Annotated in this window: 14 protein-coding genes; 5 read left to right on the forward strand and 9 right to left on the reverse strand. The window is 43.7% G+C overall.

Annotated features, from left to right (window positions below):
- Nucleotides 1-22 precede the first annotated feature (22 nt).
- From R7093_RS18130 to R7093_RS18145, 4 genes are read right to left on the reverse strand one after another with little or no spacing between them, the layout of a single operon-like run.
- On the reverse strand, nt 23-301 hold the full coding sequence (locus tag R7093_RS18130; RefSeq protein ID WP_005382088.1) for a SelT/SelW/SelH family protein: 279 nt from the start codon (nt 299-301) through the stop codon (nt 23-25).
- 21 nt (nt 302-322) lie between these two features.
- The gene (locus tag R7093_RS18135) at nt 323-1078 is read right to left on the reverse strand and encodes a sulfite exporter TauE/SafE family protein (protein ID WP_176310838.1); all 756 of its coding nucleotides are present in this window, start codon (nt 1076-1078) and stop codon (nt 323-325) included.
- Nucleotides 1079-1124: 46 nt separating this feature from the next.
- Nucleotides 1125-1640, reverse strand: a complete 516-nt coding sequence (gene toxS / locus R7093_RS18140; RefSeq protein WP_005382091.1) for a transmembrane regulator ToxS — start codon at nt 1638-1640, stop codon at nt 1125-1127.
- An 11-nt stretch (nt 1641-1651) separates the two neighbouring features.
- A complete protein-coding gene (locus tag R7093_RS18145) occupies nt 1652-2530 on the reverse strand; it encodes a transcriptional regulator (RefSeq protein WP_017634819.1) in 879 nt (292 codons plus the stop codon).
- A 271-nt stretch (nt 2531-2801) separates the two neighbouring features.
- Here R7093_RS18145 and htpG point away from each other — a divergent pair, with 271 nt between their 5' ends.
- The 3 genes from htpG to hemH all read left to right on the forward strand — a co-directional run bounded on the left by htpG (nt 2802) and on the right by hemH (nt 6800).
- A complete protein-coding gene (htpG, locus tag R7093_RS18150) occupies nt 2802-4706 on the forward strand; it encodes a molecular chaperone HtpG (RefSeq protein WP_318146769.1) in 1905 nt (634 codons plus the stop codon).
- 320 nt (nt 4707-5026) lie between these two features.
- Nucleotides 5027-5671, forward strand: a complete 645-nt coding sequence (gene adk, locus R7093_RS18155) for an adenylate kinase (protein ID WP_005382094.1) — start codon at nt 5027-5029, stop codon at nt 5669-5671.
- A gap of 166 nt (nt 5672-5837) precedes the next feature.
- A complete protein-coding gene (gene hemH / locus R7093_RS18160) occupies nt 5838-6800 on the forward strand; it encodes a ferrochelatase (protein WP_054575221.1) in 963 nt (320 codons plus the stop codon).
- 49 nt (nt 6801-6849) lie between these two features.
- Here the strand turns inward: hemH and R7093_RS18165 are convergent, their stop codons facing one another.
- Nucleotides 6850-8238, reverse strand: coding sequence for a peptide MFS transporter (locus tag R7093_RS18165; RefSeq protein WP_005382097.1), 1389 nt, complete (start codon nt 8236-8238; stop codon nt 6850-6852).
- Nucleotides 8239-8571: 333 nt separating this feature from the next.
- On the opposite strand from R7093_RS18165, the gene rfaH reads away from it, so the two are divergent.
- Nucleotides 8572-9072, forward strand: coding sequence for a transcription/translation regulatory transformer protein RfaH (gene rfaH / locus R7093_RS18170; RefSeq protein ID WP_005382098.1), 501 nt, complete (start codon nt 8572-8574; stop codon nt 9070-9072).
- A 115-nt stretch (nt 9073-9187) separates the two neighbouring features.
- On the opposite strand, the gene asnB is transcribed toward rfaH, so the two are convergent.
- The 4 genes from asnB to nagA form a co-directional block, all read right to left on the reverse strand.
- Nucleotides 9188-10852 carry an asparagine synthase B gene (gene asnB, locus R7093_RS18175; protein ID WP_005384979.1) on the reverse strand — a complete coding sequence of 555 codons (1665 nt, stop codon included), beginning with the start codon at nt 10850-10852 and terminating at the stop codon, nt 9188-9190.
- Nucleotides 10853-11082: 230 nt separating this feature from the next.
- Nucleotides 11083-12672, reverse strand: coding sequence for a cation:proton antiporter family protein (locus R7093_RS18180; protein ID WP_005384981.1), 1590 nt, complete (start codon nt 12670-12672; stop codon nt 11083-11085).
- An 81-nt stretch (nt 12673-12753) separates the two neighbouring features.
- Nucleotides 12754-13968, reverse strand: coding sequence for a DNA-binding transcriptional regulator NagC (gene nagC / locus R7093_RS18185; RefSeq protein WP_017634816.1), 1215 nt, complete (start codon nt 13966-13968; stop codon nt 12754-12756).
- Nucleotides 13969-13970: 2 nt separating this feature from the next.
- A complete protein-coding gene (nagA, locus tag R7093_RS18190) occupies nt 13971-15107 on the reverse strand; it encodes an N-acetylglucosamine-6-phosphate deacetylase (protein ID WP_005384983.1) in 1137 nt (378 codons plus the stop codon).
- A 489-nt stretch (nt 15108-15596) separates the two neighbouring features.
- On the opposite strand from nagA, the gene nagE reads away from it, so the two are divergent.
- A complete protein-coding gene (nagE, locus tag R7093_RS18195) occupies nt 15597-17090 on the forward strand; it encodes an N-acetylglucosamine-specific PTS transporter subunit IIBC (protein ID WP_042523155.1) in 1494 nt (497 codons plus the stop codon).
- Nucleotides 17091-17092: the final 2 nt, after the last annotated feature.

Raw genomic sequence — 17092 nt, forward strand, 5'->3', positions numbered from 1 at the left:
AAAATAGGGAGCGAATTGCTCCCTATTTTGTGTCTGAATGTCCTAAATCGCGTTCTGGGTCGATAATGTCTCTAACGCGCTGTTTTAGCACCTTGGCTTCAGGAAAGCCGCTGTCTTTTTTCCGTTCCCAAATTTGCTGGCCATTACAGAAAATTTCGAAGCGACCACCTGTGTCCGGGTGTAAGCTGATTGTTTCTATTTCTTCGCTAAAAGTATGCAGTAATTCTTGCGATAGCCAAGTTGAACGCAACATCCAGTTGCACTGGCGGCAGTAATAAATATCAATGATTGCTTTATCCATGAAACTTTCCTTTTAATCTTTTTAAACCAGCAACTTGATGCCCACCGCAAACGTGAGAATTTCGAATGCAACTTTAATCACTCTGTTACTGTATCGAGTCGCGGCCCATGCGCCTAAACTGCCGCCTAGAAAAGAGCTAAACAATAAAACAGGTAACCAAGCCCAGTGAATAGGCGCCCCTGCCTGTACGACGGCAATGCCTCCAATGCCATTCCAAAACAGGCCGACACAAATCATGGTGTAAGCAACGGCTTGTTTGTAGTCGTAACCAAACCAGCGCACCAAAAATAGTGTCACGAGCAAACCAGAACCTGCGGTAAGAGATCCGTTAATGATGCCGATAAACAGTAAGCCAATTCCACCAATAACCCAACCGATAGGATGACGGTTACGTATTACTTCAGCTTGGCCTAGCGATGTCTTAAATCGCGAGTAGATACCTAGCGCTAGGATCATCGTGCCGAGCATCTTTTCCGCGATACCATCAGGGATCTGTACAATTAAGTTAGCCCCTAAAATCACGCCAATACTACCGGACAAGATAAGGTAGAGCGCGACTTTCCATTTAATAGTGCCTGATCTTAAATGCGTGCTTGCTGCGCCTAAGCCTAAAGCAACCGAAGCCACCTTATGTGTGCCTAGCGCAACGGAGAACGGTAAGCCGAGAAAGATGAGTAAAGGGAATTGAAGCAAGCCTGCTCCGCCACCAGAAAGTGAAGCCAGCGTGTTGGCGATTAGTGAACCGAAAAAAAGGGTAAGGGTATCTAGCCAATCCATAAGCAAAACAAAGGGGGCGTCTTGCCCCCTTATCATCCAATCAAAATTAGTTTTTAAACAGTACCGAAGAACCGTGGTTCAAGCTAGTGAGCAATAGTGTTTTTTCGTTCACGACGTCAATACGACGACTTTGCTCCGCATCTAGCTTAAAAATTTGAGTAATCAAACGTAGCTGTGCTTCGGAAAAGTCTTTTGATTGAGAAGATGAAATATCTTTAAACTCCGAAGGCGAGACCAACAAATAGTTGTCACTTACTTCCCAGCGGCCTTTTTCCGAGATATTTATCGTTGATTCTGCGGTTGAACCTTGAGCGAATAGTTTTATATTTGCTACGCGAATATAGTCACCATTAGGGAGATATTTCACGTTTGATTCAACATTAACTCGGCGTAGTGGGCCGACAGTATCGTCAGGCAAGCTGTCTGTAATGACTGTCACCATGGTCGACTGCCATTCGTTTGCTGTGAGGAGCTGTTCCACTTTTAGGTCACTTCCCCAATACAACCAACTACTGAAAAGAACGGATACGGCCAAAACCGCAGATGCTAATTTAATCTTCATATTGGCCTCCTTTATTTGCAGATGTCTGTTGGATCGTTTTGACCTGCGAAAATACGCAGTGTTACGTTCTCGTAAGAGTGGTTACTGTCATGAATGTAGTTCAGAATCAGCTGGTTATTTTGTCCGCCAGTGGCAATCACTTCCACTGGCAACGAGTCTTCTGCATGGTGCTTCACGTAGCGCTCAATGCATTGCTCTATTGAGGGCAACCAGTTGTTGATTTGAGGGTGATTTACAGGTGTCATCACCGGTACATTTTGATACTCACCAATCTGACGGAATTGGGATTCCGCTGGGTTCGTGAATAACAATACGCAAACAGGAAGCAGCAGAGATAAAAAGATAATGACACGCGGTAGCCAGTTAATCGTGTTAGATGCTGGCTTCGGCTGAGTTTTAGTCGGCTCTACTTGAGGCTCAAGATCAGCAGTAGTATCGGTCACTATCTCTGTTGGTGGTGTATCGCTCGCTTCTAACTCCACTGCTGGCGCTTCGTGTTCAGAAGCGCTTTCTTCAACGTCAGTGTTAGAGTCAGTAGAAAATGGGCTCAAGCGTTCCACTGAACAAATGAGTTGGTAGCCACGTTTAGGTACCGTTTTAACAAACTCTGGAGATTTTGTTGAATCCTTCAACATCTTACGCAGAGTAGAAATCGCTTGAGTCAGGCTTGAGTCATCCACCTCAAAACCTTGCTCACGCCAAACAAACTCGTGAAGCTCGTTACGGGTTAAAACTTCGTTTGGTCTCTCTGCCAACATCAGAAGTATACGGCTTTCGTTGCTTCCTAATCGTACAACGTCGTTGCCGTTTTGTTGGTCAGCGAGCGAATTACTATTTGGATCAAAGGTGAACCTTTGAGCAAGTAGAAATTTGGTGCCAATGTTAGTCATTTAGTTCTTCTTAGATGGATGATGTTGTAATTATGGTGATTTATGTCACAAAATTACCGGGGCGCTTGGAGTGCGCACGACATTTTAGATGCTTTTAGACGGGTAGGATAATTAAAATTTTCTAAAAAAACACCGTTTTTAGCAATATTGACCTTGAATTTACATTTGTCAGCCACATGTTAAATGACATCTCGGTAAGGTGATTTCAAGGGGAAAGTCACAAACTTGTCCCTATGAAAAAGCCAATTAGTTTAGATGTTATGGAGCACACATGAGCGAAACCGTATCTCAAAATAAAGAAACTCGTGGTTTTCAATCAGAAGTAAAACAACTACTGCATTTAATGATCCATTCTCTTTATTCAAATAAAGAGATCTTTTTGCGCGAGCTGATCTCTAACGCATCAGATGCATCAGACAAACTGCGCTTTCAGGCGTTATCTAACCCAGATCTATACGAAGGTAATGCAGATCTTTGCGTGAAACTGTCGTTTGATGAAAGCGCAAATACCTTAACCATTTCTGATAACGGTATCGGTATGAGCCGTGATGATGTGATTGAGCACTTAGGAACAATCGCAAAATCTGGAACAGCCGAGTTTTTCTCAAAGCTATCTGAAGAGCAGAGCAAAGACTCTCAGCTTATTGGTCAGTTTGGTGTTGGTTTCTACTCGGCATTTATCGTTGCTGACGCCGTTACCGTGCGCACTCGCGCTGCGGGTCTAGCCGCTTATGAAGCGGTACAATGGCACTCAGCGGGTGAAGGTGAGTACACCATCGAAAACATTACCAAAGAGTCACGTGGTACCGACATCATTCTTCATATGCGTGAAGAGGGTAAAGAGTTTTTGAATGAGTGGCGTCTACGTGACGTTATCAGTAAGTACTCTGATCACATCGGCATTCCTGTTTCAATCCAAACTGTCGTTCGTGATGACGAAGGCAAGGAAACAGATGAGAAAAAGTGGGAGCAAATCAACAAAGCCCAAGCACTGTGGACGCGTAACAAATCTGATATTTCAGAAGAAGAGTATCAAGAGTTCTACAAGCACGTATCACGTGACTTTGCCGATCCCTTGGTCTGGAGTCATAACCGTGTAGAAGGTAAAAACGACTACACGAGCTTACTATACATCCCATCGAAAGCACCTTGGGATATGATGAACCGCGACCACAAATCAGGTTTGAAACTGTACGTACAGCGCGTATTCATTATGGACGATGCAGAGCAATTTATGCCGTCATACTTACGCTTCGTACGTGGTTTAATAGACTCAAACGATTTACCGCTAAACGTATCGCGTGAGATCTTACAAGACAATAAAGTGACTCAGTCTCTACGTAATGCTTGTACTAAGCGCGTGCTAACGATGCTCGAGCGTATGGCCAAGAATGACGAAGAGAAATACCAATCATTCTGGAAAGAGTTTGGTCTTGTGATGAAAGAGGGCCCTGCGGAGGACTTTGCAAACAAAGAGAAAGTTGCAGGTTTATTGCGCTTTGCTTCAACTGAAGTGGACTCTTCTGAGCAAACTGTGGGCTTGGCGTCTTACGTTGAGCGCATGAAAGAAGGTCAAGATAAGATCTACTACTTGACGGCAGACAGCTATGCAGCTGCGAAAAACAGCCCTCACTTAGAACAGTTCAAAGCGAAAGGCATTGAAGTTATCTTGATGTACGACCGCATTGATGAGTGGCTGATGAACTACTTAACTGAGTTTGATGGTAAACAGTTCCAGTCAATCACTAAAGCTGGGCTTGATCTAAGTCAGTTTGAAGATGAAGCAGAAAAAGAGAAGCAAAAAGAAACCGAAGAAGAGTTCAAGTCGGTTGTAGAGCGCACGAAGTCTTACCTAGGCGATCGTGTGAAAGAAGTTCGTACGACCTTCAAACTCGCATCTACGCCTGCTGTTGTGGTAACGGACGATTACGAAATGGGCACTCAAATGGCGAAGCTTCTTGCGGCAGCTGGTCAAGCTGTGCCGGAAGTGAAATACATCTTTGAGCTAAACCCTGAGCACAAATTGGTTAAGCGTATGGCTGACGAAGCCGATGAAGAAGCGTTTGGTCGCTGGGTTGAAGTTCTGCTTGGTCAGGCAATGCTAGCGGAGCGAGGCTCTATTGAGGATCCAACAGAGTTCTTAGGAGCCGTTAATCAACTTTTGACTAAGGTGTAATAACCTCTGCAAATCAAAAAGCTCGCATTTCGCGAGCTTTTTGTTTGTTGTCGCAAAATTTTGCATCTCAAGTGCTGAGTTAATAATCAATAGGGCGTGAAAGAGGGTACTGTTAACATTCTTTAGTCTTAATACACTCTTTGCTCAGAGAACCTGTGATAGAATCTGCGACTTGAATGTGAGTAATAAGGCGTGTATTTTTGCTCGCCTATATACGTTATACCGAAACTTATCGTTGCAGGTGCTTCTCAGGTTTGATGTCTAAGAGGTCAGCTATTGTGAGCTTCGGTATAAATCTTAAATATTAAAGAGGATAAATCATGCGCATCATTCTTCTAGGTGCTCCAGGTGCAGGTAAAGGCACACAAGCAAACTTCATCATGGAAAAATACGGTATTCCACAAATCTCTACTGGTGATATGCTTCGTGCTGCTATCAAAGCAGGTACAGAGCTTGGTAAACAAGCTAAAGCTGTTATTGACGCTGGTCAGCTAGTTTCTGATGAAATCATCCTTGGTCTTATCAAAGAGCGTATCGCTCAAGAAGACTGTGCAAACGGTTTCCTACTAGATGGTTTCCCACGTACTATCCCTCAAGCTGACGGCCTAAAAGAAATGGGCGTAGACGTAGACTACGTTATCGAATTTGACGTTGCAGACGATGTGATTGTTGAGCGTATGGCTGGTCGTCGTGCTCACCTTCCTTCTGGTCGTACTTACCACGTGGTTTACAACCCGCCTAAAGTGGAAGGTAAAGATGATGTAACTGGTGAAGATCTTGTTGTTCGTGATGACGACAAAGAAGAAACAGTACGTGCTCGTCTAGGTGTTTACCACGAGCAAACTGCACCGCTAATCAACTACTACGGCAAAGAAGCTGAAGCAGGCAAGACTAAGTACCTTAAGTTTGATGGTACTAAGCAAGTAGCTGAAGTTAGTGCGGATATCGAGAAAGCACTATCTTAATTTGCTGAAGTCAAAAATTTAATATTTTGATATATTGAAAGCGGCCCAAGTGGTCGCTTTTTTAGTTTACTCGTAAACATATATCTAATTAACCTCAGCTCGGCTATTCGTTACTTCGAGGTTACTTAAATATATGAACCAAGCCGTTTACCATGAATAGGATGTTATGAAAGAGAATAATAAACAGGGTGTACTCCTAGTTAACCTGGGAACTCCTGACGCACCAACCGCTCCTGCCGTAAAGCGCTTTTTAAGTCAGTTTCTTCATGATCACCGAGTGGTAGACATGACTCGATGGCTTTGGTGTCCACTATTGCACGGCGTTATCCTTCCTATCCGAGCTCCTAAAGTTGCCAAACTCTATCAATCAGTATGGATGGAAGAGGGCTCGCCGTTGATGGTGTACTCTAAACGCCAAACGGAAAAGTTGGCACAAAAGCTTGATATACCTGTAGAGCTTGGTATGACGTATGGTAACCCAGGTTTACAATCAGGCTTTGAAGCCCTATTGGCGCAAGGCGTTGATGAAGTCATTGTTTTACCTTTGTATCCGCAATACTCGGGCACAACAACGGCAGCGGTTTCTGACGGAATCACTAAAGCATTTAAAAACCTGCCTGTGATGCCAAGCTTTAGCTTTATTCGTGATTATTACAATCACCCGAAATATATTGAAGCGTTAGCGCATTCAGTTCGTGAACATTGGCAAAAGAATGGTCAGGGAGATTACCTGCTGTGTTCTTATCATGGTATTCCAAAACGCTATGCTGACAATGGTGATGTTTACCCACAGCATTGTGAAGAGACGACTCGCTTGCTTGGGGAAGCGTTAGGTTTAAGCGAACAACAAATTGGCATGACGTATCAGTCCCGATTTGGGAGAGAAGAGTGGCTTCAACCTTATACCGATAAGACCCTAGAGGCACTTCCTGCAAAGGGTGTGAAAAATATTAATGTTGTGACCCCCGCATTTTCGTCAGATTGTTTAGAGACGTTGGAAGAGATCTCGGAAGAGTGTAAAGAGATTTTCCTTGAAGCTGGTGGCGAAAACTTTACCTACATCCCTTGTTTGAACGATAGTGAACTTCATATCGAGATGATGGTTGAGTTAGTTCAATCTAAACTTTAGATACAAAAAAGGGTCGCAATAGCGACCCTTTCTACGTTTAGTTGAGCGATCAAGCAACTTGTACTTGCTGCTCTTCTACTTGCTCTGCCGTGCTGTGCGTATTTTCAGCGCCATGCATCCAGCGAACGAGTGTATTAGAGAATAGGAGCAAAATTACGCCACTTACGGTTGCGCTGACCGCAATACCACTAAAGATAGCCATAGCGCCTAACTCGCCTACGTGAGAGCCCACATAGCCCGCAACATAGTTAGCAATCGCATTACAGCCAAACCATGCACCCATCATAAGTGAAGCTAAGCGAAGCGGTGCTAATTTAGTCACCAATGAAAGACCAATTGGTGATAAACACAGCTCGCCTAATGTGTGGAAGAAGAAAGCGCCGACCAACCATAACATCGATGTTTTTACTGTTGTATCTCCACCTTGTTCTAGCACTGCGCCAACCATACAAAGGAAACCAATCGCCAAGAAAAATAGTGCCATCGCAAATTTCACTGGCGAAGTAGGTTCACGTTTACCCAATTTTACCCAAAGGACAGCCAGAACTGGCGCTAGAGTAATAATGAAAAATGGGTTTAGTGATTGGAACCACGCAGCAGGAACTTCGAAACCACCAATCATGCGATCAGTATATTGTTGAGTGTAGATGTTCATCAGACCACCAGCTTGTTCAAAGCCTGCCCAGAAGACAATAGTGAATAAGCTCATGACCAGAATTACTTTTAGTCGATTCACTTCTTCTTTGGTGAGTGGCTGCTTCGTGGTGGCGTTTTTGTTGTTTAGATCTCGTTTCGCCGCTGGTTCGCGACCAATATCACCAAGCCATGATTGAGCCAGTACCATTTGCATCACTAGGCTAACCAGCATACCCACACCAGCGGCAACAAAGCCAGCTTTCCAACCGTAAGAGGTTGTCACAGAGCCAGAAACGACGCCGGCAAGTAATGCACCTAAGTTGATACCCATATAAAAGATAGTGAATGCGCCGTCACGACGGTTGTCACCTTCTTGATAAAGGTCGCCAACCATGGTTGAGATATTTGGCTTAAAGAGACCGTTACCAGTGATAAGTAGGCCAAGACCTAAATAGAAACTGTGTAGCGAACCAATACCTAAAGCATCAGCAGGAAGTGCAAGAGTAAACTGGCCGATGGCCATTAACGCGCCACCAAGCAAAATTGAGCGACGTTGACCTAAATAGTTATCTGCTAGGTAACCACCGATAAGAGGCGTGATATACACAAGCCCTGTGTATATGCCGTATAGGTCTAATGCGTCTTTGGTTGACCAGCCAAGGCCGCCATTCATTGTTGTATCAGTAAGGTAAAGCACGAGAATGGCACGCATTGCGTAGTAAGAAAAGCGTTCCCACAGTTCTGTACCGAACAATAAGAACAGGCCACGTGGATGACCAAAATATTGATGTTGGTTTGACATAAGCTCTTCTAATAATAGTTATTACATTTTTTAACGACTTCTACGTATACAATGCAATTCAACGAGTGACAAATAATAAAATTTTGCCATTCAACTATTTTTGTTTGTTAAGTGGCTGTTTTTGATTGGATTTGCAGATTATATGATGGTGTATTGGTTGTGTTACAAACTTAATTTCCATTTTTGCCTATGGACTTCTTTATCGTAAGTTGCTGAAAAATGTCGTTAATGCGAGCGATGTATAATCATACTTTTATAGATAAACTGAATATCAATGACTCAACTTTGGCTTAATGCTAGGATAAAAACAAAATAGAATTGGCTAGTAAAAAGATGAAACGTTGGTATCTACTTTATTGTAAACGTGGGGAGCAGGTTAGGGCGAAACAACACCTTGAAAATCAAGGTGTAGAGTGCTTTTATCCAACTGTAGAAGTTGAGAAGATTTTGCGCGGTAAAAGACAAAAAGTCGAGGAACCGCTGTTTCCTTGTTACGTATTCGCTTACTTTGATTATGAGCAAGGGCCAAACTTCACCTCAGTCCGCTCTACTCGAGGTGTTGTTGACTTTGTGCGTTTTGGTGCTCAACCGAAAGAAGTTCAAGGTGACTTGGTCTTCGAATTGATGCAGCTAGAAAAGTGTTGTAATGACAATACCGTTTCTGAATGTATGCCAAAACCAGGCGATCAAATTAGAGTTAAAAGCGGTCAATTTGCGGGCATAGATGCCATCTTCCAAGAACAAGATGGTGAGAAACGCTCAATTATGCTAGTTCAGATGATCACCAAGCGTGTGCCTGTCAGCATAGACAATAGTGATTTAGATTTAAAATAGCCTAATTCCATCAAACATAAAAAGAGGTGCAAAAGCACCTCTTTTTGATCGTATCTAATTTTCTGTCTGTTTTAAAAGGATTGGACGAACCGACCCTTATCTTTATCGTAGAGAATTAGTATGAGTCGTTGTGAACGGTCTGTACTGCACGACCTGATGGGTCAACACAGTTTTGGAACGATTCATCCCATTCAATCGCCTTCGCTGAAGAACACGCTACTGAAGGGCCTCCTGGTACACACTCTGCTGCTGATGGAAGTGGGAATAACTCTTCAAAGATTTCACGGTACACGTAGCCTTCTTTTGTCGTTGGCGTGTTGTATGGGAATCGATATTGAGCTGTTTCCATCTGCTGGTCTGTCACTTTCTGTTCTGCTACTTCTTTCAGCGTATCGATCCAGCTGTAGCCAACGCCATCAGAGAACTGCTCTTTTTGACGCCATGCGATCGATTCTGGCAGGTAGTGCTCGAAGCACTCACGAAGGATGTGTTTCTCCATTTTACCGTTGCCACACATCTTGTCTGCTGGGTTCAAGCGCATTGCTACATCAATGAACTCTTTATCTAGGAAAGGTACGCGTCCTTCAACTCCCCATGCTGCCAGCGACTTGTTAGCACGAGCACAGTCGAACATGTTCAGAGCAAGCAGTTTACGCACTGTCTCCTCGTGGAACTCTTTCGCGTTTGGCGCTTTGTGGAAGTAAAGGTAGCCACCAAAGATTTCGTCAGCGCCCTCACCAGACAATACCATCTTGATACCCATCGCTTTGATCTTACGACCCATTAAGAACATAGGTGTTGATGCGCGGATAGTCGTCACGTCATACGTTTCAATGTGGTAAATCACGTCACGAATCGCGTCCAAACCTTCTTGAATCGTGTACGTCATTTCGTGGTGAACGGTACCAATTTGGTCGGCAACTTCGCGAGCTGCTTTCAGGTCAGGCGCGCCTTCTAGGCCAACAGCAAAAGAGTGCAGTTGAGGCCACCAAGCTTCAGACTTTTCATCATCTTCAATACGCATCGCTGCAAAGCGTTTTGCTACCGCAGATGTAATAGAAGAATCTAGACCGCCTGAAAGAAGTACACCGTAAGGCACGTCAGTCATTAGTTGGCGTTTAACAGCCGCTTCTAGCGCTTCAGTCAATTCTTCTTTGCTAGTGCTGTTACCTTGTACTGCTGCGTACTCGTTCCAGTCACGAACATAGTAACGTGTTGGCTCAGTATCTTTAGAGCTGTAGTAGCTACCAGGAGGGAATTCACTTACTGTTTTACATACTGGAACAAGAGCCTTCATCTCTGATGCCACATAGTAGTTACCATGCTCATCGTGACCTTGATAAAGAGGGATAATACCAATATGGTCACGGCCGACTAAATACTCATCTTTTTCTTCGTCGTAGAGCACAAAAGCGAAAATACCGTTTAGTTCTTCAAGGAGATCTGCACCCATATCTTGGTAAAGTGCAAGAATGACTTCACAGTCTGAATCGGTTTGAAATTCGTACTTTCCTTCGTAACGAGCACGAATTTCTTTATGGTTGTAGATTTCACCATTGACGGCAAGGATGAGCTTCTTATCAGGGCTGTATAGCGGCTGTGCACCACTATTTAGACCAACAATCGCCAAGCGCTCGTGCGCTAAAATAGCACGCTCTGAAGAGTAAATCCCAGACCAGTCTGGGCCACGGTGACGAAGTTTTTTCGACATCTCTAATGCGATAGGGCGCAATGCGGCTGCATCGCTTTTAATGTCTAAAATGCCAAATACTGAACACATACTACATCCTTACTAAACTAAACAATTTCTAATCGGTATGGTTTAAATTTGCCATTACTAATAAAAAAAGCAACGTTTTGTGATTAAAAAAATGATAAAAGGCCTTGTTGTATGGAAAATATTTAACTCAACCGTTGTTTTGGTGAATGAGATCAAGGTTTGGTATAAAAACTATACAAAAAAGGCTTTCTATCAATAGAAAGCCTTCCGAAAAATATCAGTGCTGTTGCTTATTTAATTGGTGTGAATTTAGGTTGAAGTTGTTTACAGACGTGTCGAGCAAAACCGCTACCAGCTTCACTATAAATATTGAATGCTGCGTCAACGCCATTTTCAAGTAAGCCTTCCAATTGATCTGGGTATTCGGCGATAGCGGCAATTTGCCCCTTATATTTTCTGCGTTTAAGCTGCTCAAGTGCTGTTTGGTTACCTTGATGATGTGGCATTGCAAGCAGAACCAGTTTTACATGACCTGTATCTAAAATTCGCTCCCAGAAATCCGGGTCGGTGGCATCACCAGAAATCACATTTCTTCCTTCTGAACGATGATGATGTGCAGCGTCTTCACGAATTTCTATACCCAATGAAATTTTGCCATAGCGTGAACGTAGCTCATCATAAGCGCCCGTTCCAATACGCCCCATACCTAAGATCAATACTTGGGCATGACCTGGGTTGATGAGTTGGTCGCGTTGATTGAGCTTTTCTACCGCTGTCTCTTGCAGCCACTTACCTGAATGTTGATAAATTTTATGGCTAAGGCGGTTAAGTGGCGCGGAAATTACAAAGGATACCGACACCGCAACCGCAATCGCAGCAAGCATATCACTTGGCATCCAGCCCATTTTATAGGCCAACCCAGCAACAATAAGACCAAACTCACTGTAGTTAAATAGTGATAAAGAGGCGAGCAAAGAGGTACGTACTCGAAACTTAAAATGATTAATAGTGACGAAGTACAAGAGTCCTTTGATTGGTAGCAGTAAGATAAATAGCAGGGCGAGAACGACGCCATTCACGCTCAATGAGGCGGATAAACCAATGTTCAAAAAGAAGCAGACTAAAAAGAGCTCCTTCATATTGAATAATGACTTGGATAGTTCTGAGGCTTTTGGGTGACCTGCGAGTAGCATGCCTAAAATTAGCGCGCCCAAGTCTGGTTTCATCCCGACCAACTCGAATAGCCCAGCACCGACAACAAGCGCGAAGAAAATACCGAATAGCACCAGCATTTCGCCGTGGCCAACTTTATCGAGCAGCTTATAGAATAGGGGACGAAGGAAAGGCAGTGCGAACAAACCGATGGCATACCATTCTGGGACTTTTCCGGTTGAAGCCGTCAGGAATACTACGGCAAAAATATCTTGCATAACCAAGATACCGATCGCGAGTGTGCCGTAGGTCGCGTTCATTTCGCCTTTTTCTTGCAATGCTTTTACGGCAAAAACGGTACTAGAGAACGATAGTGCAAAAGCTAAAAGCAGGATTTGGCTGCCGTCCATACTGGCTAGCGAAGTCAAGCCCAGTAGTTTTAAGCCGGATAACGCTAGGGCAAAAAAAGCGGTAGAGAGTATGTTGTGGGCGGTTGCCCCTCCCCATATTTCTTTGGACAGCAGGGTTTTTACATCGAGTTTGAGTCCAATAGTAAACAGAAGAAGAGTAACACCAAGATCTGCGAGAGTGACAATAACGTCATTGCTTTGGTAACCAAATGCATGCAAGCCAAATCCAGCTAGTAGAAAACCAACGAGGGGAGGGAGGCTGCATTTAAGCGCAATAAAACCAGCTAAAAAAGCGGCTGTAATTAGAATAATTTCCATACTGTTGAGCTGTATTCCTGATATACGAAAACGGGCTGTGAAAACACAGCCCGAGATTGTAACTCAATTGGTTGTATAAACTTAGTCTTCCAGTAACTTTTGTAACAAAACTCCGTTTAGCATAGCGCGTTTAATCATCGCAAATGCGCCCATCGTTGGCTGCTTATCAATGTGAGAAGCCACGATAGGGAGGTCGTTATGGAAAGTTTTAAGAGATTGATTCTCTACGTTGCGTTGAATTGCAGGGAAAACAATATCTTGTGCTGCAGTAATATCGCCAGCAATTACAATTTTCTGTGGATTAAATAAGTTAACCGTAATCGCAATCGCTTTACCTAGCTGGTTGCCCACTCGCACTAAACTCTGTTTCGCAAGTTCATCACCATTCATTGCGTGCTGACATACCGATTCAATTGTGATGTTTTCAAGGTCGGTTAAGCTTGATTCGTATCCTTGAGTAATCAGTTGCTTCACTCGTTGAATAATCGCTGGGTTTGCAGCTACGGTTTCTAAACAGCCAAAGTTTCCACATTGGCATTGCTCACCAAGCGGGTCGATTTGGATATGACCAATTTCACCGACGTTGCGGTTAAAACCAAGAAAAACCTGGCCGTTAACGATAATACCTGCGCCAGTACCGCGGTGGACGCTAACCAAAATAGAATCCTGGCAGTCTTGGCTTGCTCCAAAGTAGTGCTCAGCCAACGCCATGCCACGTACGTCGTTGCCAACAAAGCATGCTGTATTAAACTTCTCTCCAACAATTTCACCGAGAGCAAGATTATCGATATCGGTATTAGGCATGTATTCGACCACGCCAGTTGTTGGGTTAACAAGGCCCGGTAAAGTGATGCCGATAGCGATGAGTTGATCAATTTTGTCTTCGCAACGGCTTACGAAATCTTTTAATAAATCGATAAGTCCTGCGATTAAGTCTGCTTGGTTAGTGTAGTGCAGTTCATGCTGATCTTCTGCCAGCGCGGTACCACCTAAATCGTATAAACTGAACTGTACGTAATCTCGACCTAAGCGAACGGCAATCGAATGAAAAGGTTTGACTTCAGTAGTCAAAGAGATCGCACGACGACCACCAGTTGAAGCTTGTTGGGCGACCTCCTTAATAAGGCCGCGCTCTAAAAGTTGGCGGGTTATTTTGGTAACACTAGCAGGCGCGAGCTGACTCACGTCCGCGACTTGAATACGGGAGATAGGACCTTGCTGATCAATCAGCCTATATACCGCAGCGCTGTTAAGCTGTTTTACTAAATCTACATTACCAATCTGTCCGCCATTCATGCTTAATTTTGCTCGTATTGTCCGTTAACAACCGTCGCTTTTACTTTAAAGTCACGATCGAAAATAGTCAGGTTTGCAACCATCCCTTTTCGAACTCGGCCAAGGCGATCCTCAACACCAATTGCTGTTGCTGGGTATAACGTGGCCATTCGTAGAGCTTCGTCTAAAGCGATCCCCGCGTGCTCAACTGAATTCTGAACTGCTTCAATCATTGTCAAAGCTGAGCCGCCTAGCGTGCCATTTTCATCAACACACTTACCATCTCGGTAATATACTTTCTTACCGACAAAAATAAAGTGATCAATGTTAGCACCTGCTGGAGCTGTGGCATCCGTCACCAAAACAAGCTTTTCACCTTTGATTTTATGAGCAATTCGGATGTTTGCGTAGTCGACGTGAAAACCATCAGCAATAATGCCAGCATATACGTCAGGAGTATCGTAAATTGCACCAACAACTCCTGGTTCACGACCAACCATTGGTGTCATTGCATTAAAGAGGTGTGTAGCAAAAGTAATGCCTGCTTCAAAGCTTTTACGTGCTTCGGCGTAGGTTGCATTTGTGTGGCCAATTGAAACCACGATGCCAGCAGCCTTTAATCGCGCAATATGCTCTGGGTCGTTATGCTCAGGTGCTAGTGTTACTTTCGCTACGATATCGGCGTTTGCGCAGATAAGGTCGATCATGCTTTCGTCTGATGGGCGAATAAAATCGACGTTATGGATGCCTTTTTTCGCGACGTTAAGGTAAGGACCTTCGAGGTGTAAACCAAGCGATTGATTTTGATACTTGTTGTGGTACTCACGAGCTGCGGCAATTGCAGTTCGCATATCTTCATCAGATGACGTAATGAGTGTTGGCAGGAAGCTAGTACAGCCAGATTTGAGGTTTGCCTGGTGCATGATTTGCATGGTTTCAGGGGTAATTGCATCGTTTAGCATTACACCGCCACAACCGTTCAACTGCAGATCGATAAAGCCTGGACTTAGATTAGCGCCTGCAAGGTCTTTTACTTCGATGCTTTGAGGTAGCTCAGAAACCGGCACAATAGATTGAATAAGATCGTTTTCGATGATGACCGCATGATCGGTAAGAACATCACTACCGGTATAAATTTTACAGTTACTTAGCGCGTACATAGTTAGCTAGTCCTTATAGATGAGAATTCAATTTCTATATCGTTATCTAAGTAGAGACTGCTTCAGTCATATGGGTACTTAGTTTGTATCACTGAATTAGATAACGAGTCACATACAGCAAGTCGCGTTTTATCGATGTTATTGTCATAGTAACTAACTGAAAAGTAATAATTGTATGGTTTTTTATGATTCTTTTTCAGAGCAAAGTTACAGTGATTTACCCGCCTAGATACCAAAATAACACTGATTCTGCCTTGCATAAAGTGCGAGAATATTATCTTTAAAACGCCATTTTTTCGTATAATAAAATAAGTTTTATGATCTCGCTAGCAAAAACCTTCCGAAAGGGCAAATTGTGGTGATTATGATCACAAACGGTGAGCTTTTAATTTGCGGAGCAAAATTAATATCATAAACTTAGGATGACTAAATTGGACGGCTGAAATAAGTCATTCAACATAACATCTAATCCTATAGGGGGAACTTAAGGTGAACATTCTCGGATACTTCCAGAAGGTGGGTAAGGCGCTTATGGTGCCGGTTGCCACACTTCCTGCAGCAGCAATACTCATGGGTATTGGCTACTGGATCGACCCAAATGGCTGGGGCGCAAACAGTGCACTTGCTGCATTTCTTATTAAAGCTGGTGCAGCGATCATTGACAATATGTCAGTATTGTTCGCTGTTGGTGTTGCTTACGGAATGTCTAAAGACAAAGATGGCGCCGCTGCACTTTCAGGTTTCGTGGGCTTCTTAGTTGTCACAACGCTTTTGGCCCCTGGTGCAGTATCACAAATTCAAGGCATTGACCCAAGTGAAGTACCTGCTGCATTTGGTAAAATCAATAACCAGTTCGTCGGTATCTTGGTTGGTATTGTTTCTGCTGAGTTGTACAACCGTTTTTCTCACGTAGAGCTGCACAAAGCACTGGCGTTTTTCTCTGGCAAGCGTCTTGTACCGATCCTAACGTCTTTTGCTGGTATCGTTATTGCGTTCATCCTGATGTACGTTTGGCCATCAGTTTACGGCGGTCTGGTCAGTTTTGGTGAAAGCATTCAAGGTATGGGTGAAGCAGGTGCAGGTGTTTACGCATTCTTCAACCGTCTTCTAATTCCTGTTGGTCTGCACCATGCACTAAACTCAGTGTTCTGGTTTGATGTTGCTGGTATTAATGACATTCCAAACTTCCTTGGCGGTGCGAAATCATTAGCTGAAGGCACGGCAACGGTAGGTGTTACGGGGATGTACCAAGCGGGCTTCTTCCCAATCATGATGTTTGGTTTACCAGGTGCTGCTCTAGCGATGTACCATACTGCGAAATCAAAGAATAAAGAGAAAGTGGCATCTATCATGATTGCAGCTGCGTTTGCTTCATTCTTTACAGGTGTAACAGAACCACTTGAATTTGCATTCATGTTCCTTGCTCCAGGACTGTACGTTCTTCACGCAGCGCTGACTGGTCTATCAGTTTATATCGCGGCATCAATGCAGTGGATTGCAGGTTTCGGTTTCTCTGCTGGTTTAGTCGACTTAGTATTGTCGACTCGTAACCCGCTAGCGGTAAATTGGTACATGCTCATTGTACAAGGTCTTGGTTTCTTTGCGGTTTACTACTTCGTGTTCCGTACCGTGATTGTTAAGTTTGGCCTTAAAACACCGGGACGTGAAGATGATGAAGAAGCTTCATCTAACGTGGCTGGATCAAGCAATTCTTCAGAGCTTGCTCGTCAGTACTTGAAAGCACTTGGCGGTCATGACAACCTAAGTTCTATCGATGCCTGTATTACTCGTTTGCGCCTTTCTGTGAAAGATATGAGCATTATCAATGAGAAAACTCTGAAAGATCTTGGAGCTATGGGAGTTGTGAAGCTAGGTACAAACAACCTACAAGTTATCCTTGGTCCACTAGCAGAGATTGTTGCTGGTGAGATGAAGAATGTATCTAAAGATGAAGACTTAAGTGGTGTTCAGTTACCAGCTTAACT

It is taken from the genome of Vibrio sp. 1580 (genome assembly GCF_033340055.1).

What these genes read in the sequence shown, in the direction of transcription:
- R7093_RS18180 (WP_005384981.1), bottom strand. Translation starts at nt 12,672, where the DNA reads ATGGAAATTATTCTAATTACAGCCGCTTTTTTAGCTGGTTTTATTGCG.
- adk (WP_005382094.1), top strand. Translation starts at nt 5,027, where the DNA reads ATGCGCATCATTCTTCTAGGTGCTCCAGGTGCAGGTAAAGGCACACAA.
- toxS (WP_005382091.1), bottom strand. Translation starts at nt 1,640, where the DNA reads ATGAAGATTAAATTAGCATCTGCGGTTTTGGCCGTATCCGTTCTTTTC.
- R7093_RS18135 (WP_176310838.1), bottom strand. Translation starts at nt 1,078, where the DNA reads ATGGATTGGCTAGATACCCTTACCCTTTTTTTCGGTTCACTAATCGCC.
- R7093_RS18130 (WP_005382088.1), bottom strand. Translation starts at nt 301, where the DNA reads ATGGATAAAGCAATCATTGATATTTATTACTGCCGCCAGTGCAACTGG.
- nagA (WP_005384983.1), bottom strand. Translation starts at nt 15,107, where the DNA reads ATGTACGCGCTAAGTAACTGTAAAATTTATACCGGTAGTGATGTTCTT.
- htpG (WP_318146769.1), top strand. Translation starts at nt 2,802, where the DNA reads ATGAGCGAAACCGTATCTCAAAATAAAGAAACTCGTGGTTTTCAATCA.
- nagC (WP_017634816.1), bottom strand. Translation starts at nt 13,968, where the DNA reads ATGAATGGCGGACAGATTGGTAATGTAGATTTAGTAAAACAGCTTAAC.
- R7093_RS18145 (WP_017634819.1), bottom strand. Translation starts at nt 2,530, where the DNA reads ATGACTAACATTGGCACCAAATTTCTACTTGCTCAAAGGTTCACCTTT.
- rfaH (WP_005382098.1), top strand. Translation starts at nt 8,572, where the DNA reads ATGAAACGTTGGTATCTACTTTATTGTAAACGTGGGGAGCAGGTTAGG.
- asnB (WP_005384979.1), bottom strand. Translation starts at nt 10,852, where the DNA reads ATGTGTTCAGTATTTGGCATTTTAGACATTAAAAGCGATGCAGCCGCA.
- R7093_RS18165 (WP_005382097.1), bottom strand. Translation starts at nt 8,238, where the DNA reads ATGTCAAACCAACATCAATATTTTGGTCATCCACGTGGCCTGTTCTTA.
- hemH (WP_054575221.1), top strand. Translation starts at nt 5,838, where the DNA reads ATGAAAGAGAATAATAAACAGGGTGTACTCCTAGTTAACCTGGGAACT.